The 4,595-nt window shown below is 45.2% G+C and carries 5 protein-coding genes; 2 read left to right on the top strand and 3 right to left on the bottom strand.

Annotation, left to right across the window (positions count from 1 at the left end):
* Nucleotides 1-126 precede the first annotated feature (126 nt).
* From QUB20_RS28170 to QUB20_RS28160, 3 genes are all read right to left on the bottom strand, one after another.
* Complete coding sequence (locus QUB20_RS28170) at nucleotides 127-573, bottom strand: hypothetical protein (RefSeq protein ID WP_333251399.1); 447 nt, start codon at nucleotides 571-573, stop codon at nucleotides 127-129.
* A 208-nt stretch (nucleotides 574-781) separates the two neighbouring features.
* Nucleotides 782-970 (bottom strand): hypothetical protein, encoded by a 189-nt coding sequence (locus QUB20_RS28165; RefSeq protein ID WP_333291823.1) that lies wholly within the window; start codon nucleotides 968-970, stop codon nucleotides 782-784.
* Nucleotides 971-1,294: 324 nt separating this feature from the next.
* Complete coding sequence (locus QUB20_RS28160; RefSeq protein WP_333251402.1) at nucleotides 1,295-2,875, bottom strand: photosystem II high light acclimation radical SAM protein; 1,581 nt, start codon at nucleotides 2,873-2,875, stop codon at nucleotides 1,295-1,297.
* A gap of 375 nt (nucleotides 2,876-3,250) precedes the next feature.
* Between QUB20_RS28160 and QUB20_RS28155 the strand changes: the two genes are divergently transcribed.
* Entirely contained in the window at nucleotides 3,251-3,640 is a 390-nt protein-coding gene (locus tag QUB20_RS28155) for a DUF1830 domain-containing protein (protein ID WP_333239616.1), read from the top strand.
* Nucleotides 3,641-3,877: 237 nt separating this feature from the next.
* Complete coding sequence (locus tag QUB20_RS28150) at nucleotides 3,878-4,468, top strand: hypothetical protein (RefSeq protein ID WP_333251405.1); 591 nt, start codon at nucleotides 3,878-3,880, stop codon at nucleotides 4,466-4,468.
* Nucleotides 4,469-4,595: the final 127 nt, after the last annotated feature.

Genomic DNA, 4,595 nt, shown 5'->3' with positions numbered 1-4,595 from the left:
GTCCTTTTTGGACGGGCGGGACGCCCATCCCACAATAACAATTAAAATTGTAAGTTATTTAATTCGCGATCCTTAAATAAAATACACCCTAAATTTAGAGGAGCGATCGTTGAATAACAGTGAGTGCTACTTGATAACAGCTTCGGTCAAAATTACCTTACCATTCTGCCGGACTTGTAGGCGTTGGGGGTTAATTGAATAGATAATATTGCCGTTAGTCGCTTCATAAGTTCCGTCGTCACCTGTCGTTACTTGCATGACATTGATTTGGGTGCCATTTATTTTGCTGAGGCCGCGGTAAAAAATCTCGCCTTCCTGGGTTTTGCAAATGTATATAGAAAAGTTGGGCGTTGCGAAAAATTGCACCATTTCGGCCCTCGGACATCCCTCAACTTGAGCAATTTGCAGCGGTTGATTATTGCCCAAACTGTTGGGTGCGATCGCTCGAACTGGGTCAATCGGTTGATTTAGTGCAGTTGCTTCTGCTGAGGCGGTCAAAAAGCCTATCGCACTAATCCCCGCCATAACTAGAACTACTGCTTTAATGCCCTTAACTGTATCTTTATAAAACATCCTGTTACTCCTGGTTTTAACTATATAATTACATCTTAAGCTATCTTTGCTGGATATTAATAATATTTAATCTCAGAGGTGAGAGGTGCAGGGAACACGGTATACCCTCGGTTTAAGTAAGGTGCGAACTGTGCACCTAACACCCGTGAAAATACACAAGTATGTCAATGCGATCGCAGGAAAGCAATCTCTTGTATTTATGACATTTTTAAGATTTTATGACTTGTTCACGCCGATTTGAGAAACTGGGTTTCTTCATATATTTCTCGTTACTAAACCTTTGATTTTCGTAGAAACCGGGAATAAGCGCCCCCATGTCGCGAACGGACTCTTTTATATCAATTCCGGTTGCATTGGAATGATTAAACCGCAGAGAACGCAGAGAACGCAGAGTCAATCGATTTTAGATTTTAGATTTTAGATTTTAGATTTTAGAATTGACCCCACGGATAAATTCGGGGGCTTGTTTATCGCATACAGGTTTTTTATTTCTCCGTCCTGAGTCTGCGAAGGAATGAATCCGGGGGCTTGTATCCTGGATGCTTTCGGTCAGAGAACAGAGAGATGAATACAGGACGATGAAGGGCGGATTTGATATTACACGGTAATGTTTATTGGCGCTTAACTATTTATTGAATAATAAAAAGGGAAACAGAAGATAGATTTTTACTCCCATTTCCCATTTTTCAAATAACCGTCGTCCTGACTGCGAACCTGGTAATTAATTAACTGCTGCCAATTGTTTGTCTTTGATTTCCACTGGCGCGGTTAATGCTTCTTCCAAATCCGCACAGCCGAGTTTTTCCTCCAAAATTGCCATCACTTCGCGACCGAAATCATTGGAATTACGCTGCCAAGCTTCTAAACAAATTTGTCCGAAAAACGAACCCAAAGGTTCGGGATTCCATAGCAATTTGCGCGCTGTCCAAGGCATCAAACTCATCGGATCGTAACCAGGTTGCAGAATCTCCTTTTTAAAGGCGTATTCTTCTAAAATTGTGTGCGGCTGCAACCCGATAAAGAAAATCGCGGGTTCCACTTTATCGGCTCCGAAAATTCGCTCTAATTCTCGGTGATAAGCAATAGTTTGCCGGATGGTTTCAAAGGTTTCGTCAATGACGTTAAACGAGTAATTAACGGAAACCACATCGTTGTAACCTGCTGCTTTTAAATCGCGACAATTTTCCAAAACTACTCGCAAGTTGTAGCCCATCCGCATTTTGCGAACCAGTTCCTGGGAACCGCTGGTGATGCCGATTTCAAAGTAATTCATCCCCGTTTTTACCATCAAATCGCACAACTCTGGTGTGAGATTGTCCGCACGGATGTAAGCGGCCCAGTGTATGTCAGTCATGCCGACGGCGATGATTTTTTGCAATAATTCAACTGCATCGTCGATGAATTTGCGGGCTGGGATAAATTGAGCGTCGGTAAACCAGAAATTGCGGATACCTCGATCGTACAATTGCCGAATCTCCGCCACCACCTCATCCGCCGGATTGATCCGCACTTGTTTTCCTTCAATCACCGTATAAATGCAGTAACAGCAATTGTGAGGACAGCCGCGCTTGGTTTGGACTCCGACGTAGAAGTCCATATCCTGTAGATAATAGGAAAACTCCGGCCAAATCGTTTCGATGTAATTGTAATCGCAAGCAGTTTTCTCGATGTTGGCTGGTTTTTCGTGAATTAGCCTCTCCCGCGGCACAGTTTCTCCCACCACATAACACCTTTCCTCGGCCAAATCTTCGCCCTTAATCAACTTCTCCAGCAAAGCTTCGCCTTCCCCCACCGAAACCACTGTTCCCGCCGGCAAACTGCGGCCCAACTGCTCGTAAAACACGCTCACAGCACCGCCTCCGACCACTGCACGAGCTTCGGGGCGGTATTTCCGGGCCCGCTTCAATCCGCGCTTAATCAGTCCCAAATTGCGCCAGAGTTCGGTGTAGTAAGACGCGGCTAAACGCAGTCCTCCGAGGGCTCCCCGGAACTTGATCAGCGGATTTTTGGCGTAGTAAAACTCGAAGGCATTTTGCAGGGGGTTGCCGCCTCTGCCGCCCACGGGGGCGTAAATTTGAATGTCCCGCCAAGAGAAAACTAGCAGAGTCGGCTTAAACTCGTCTATGCTGGCATCTAAAGCTTTAGCGAAATCCAGGGGGGGTACGGCACCTAAATCGAAAATGCGCTGTTCGACATCGGGAAACAGCTTGTGTACGTGATCCGAAAGATACACAACTCCGATCGGGAAAATCGGATTGCAAGGGAGGCGAACGTACAGGACTCGGTTTTCTCGGTTTTCCATGATTGCCATATCCTAAAGTGGAACTTTTTCAGCTATGTTAATATTCTTTTAATATAACTTTACAATATGTCTAATTTTCGCAATTTGACATTAAATATTCTTAAATTTTTTTAAACTGGCTAAAAGCCGAGCTGGTTGGTGTCGATCGGCGACAGCAGCAGAAAAAAGCTAATTTTTAAGTGAATACAGCTTATTTTGACAAAAAATCTCAGCTAGGAGTCAAAAAGCCGATATTTATCCGGTTAGATTTTAATTGAAGTTCGATCGGTCTCTCATGTATTAGGGAGTTGGTAGTCGGCTTTACAGTAGGCGGGATCGCCTAGTGTTAGCCTGAGAAGATAACTAAAACTTTTAGGCAAGGCTCCCTCAGCAGTTATGGCTCAAATTCTTGACCCCGTACCCTCAAACATTGACAGCAAGATTCTGTGCTGCTACGTCAACGCCACCAGTCAGATTCAGATTGCTCGCATCGCCAACATTCCTAACTGGTACTTTGAACGAGTGGTTTTTCCCGGACAGCGCTTAGTGTTTGAAGCGATGCCCGCTGCAGCATTGGAAATTCACACCGGGATGATGGCTAGTGCAATTTTGTCGGATAAAATTCCTTGTGATCGCTTGCAGATTAACGAAGGCCCCTATTCAAACGTCAATCCTAGCAGATCCCCAGAGGCAGTTCAGGGCGATCGAACAATCATGGCCGGCCGCCCCAAATCCAGAGAAATCTCAGAACCTTTGACTGTACCGGCGCTAACCGCCGTTGATTAATCCCAGTTGTGAGTTTTGAGTTATATAATTGTCAGTTAATTGATAACTCCGCGCTCAAAATTCCAACTTCTGCAAAGCGGTAAAAACTCAACAGTTAAGAATCAAAGTTTGTGAAATGAATTTTAGATCAAAACTCACAACTGGAAATATTGTCCGGTTTTTCGTATTTCTCTGAGTTTTGTTGGCGGGCCCAAAAGCTGTGCAAAAATATCCTTAAACAGCTTCTCGAATTCAGCCATGTCAGCACAACCTCTTGCTTCTTCCCCATCTTCTGCCCCAGTATTTGAGCCGGCGGTATTCCGGCTTTCTCCCCTGATTAGAATCACGCTGTTGAGCTTGTACACAGCCCTGACAATTCCATTGCCGTTTTTGTCGGAAGTAACGAAAGCACCGGTTCCTCCCGCCGCACTCTGGGCGGGAATTGTTGTTGGGGCTGTGGGCTTGTACGGCGTGCTCGGTGAAAGGGTAATTTTGAGCGAGGAAGGGATTGAAGTCACGTATCCCAACTGGTTTCCGCGTTGGTTTCGCAAGGGTTGGTCCCTACCTTGGACTGAGGTAAAAGCTCTCAAACCTCGATCGACCGGTCAAGGAGGTTTAGTTTACTATTTTTTGAGTCATTCGGGTGAAGGTTATTTGTTGCCAATGCGGGTGGCTGGATTTGGTAAATTAGTCGGTTTGGTGGAAGCAAAAACAGGTATTGATACTAGAGATGTCCGCCCTTTGTCGCAGCCTTGGATGTATCTTATTTTGCTGGGATGTACGCTGCTGCTGCTGTTGGTGGATGCGTGGACTATTGTTACGGCGATCGGGCTTAAAGGTAATCTGTAAATTTATTGTGGGTGGGCCGAAGAACCCGCCCCCAATATGCAGGTTAAATGTGGAACATCTTATTAGGAATGAGAATTAAATAACTTCCACAAGTTTGTGGGATGGGCGTCGGGCCCGTCCAAAAATG

It is taken from the genome of Microcoleus sp. B4-C2 (assembly GCF_036705265.1).
In the GTDB taxonomy this organism is placed as follows: domain Bacteria; phylum Cyanobacteriota; class Cyanobacteriia; order Cyanobacteriales; family Microcoleaceae; genus Microcoleus.
Note: the sequence above shows the minus strand (reverse complement) of the source record. Positions and strands in the feature narration are given on the sequence as shown.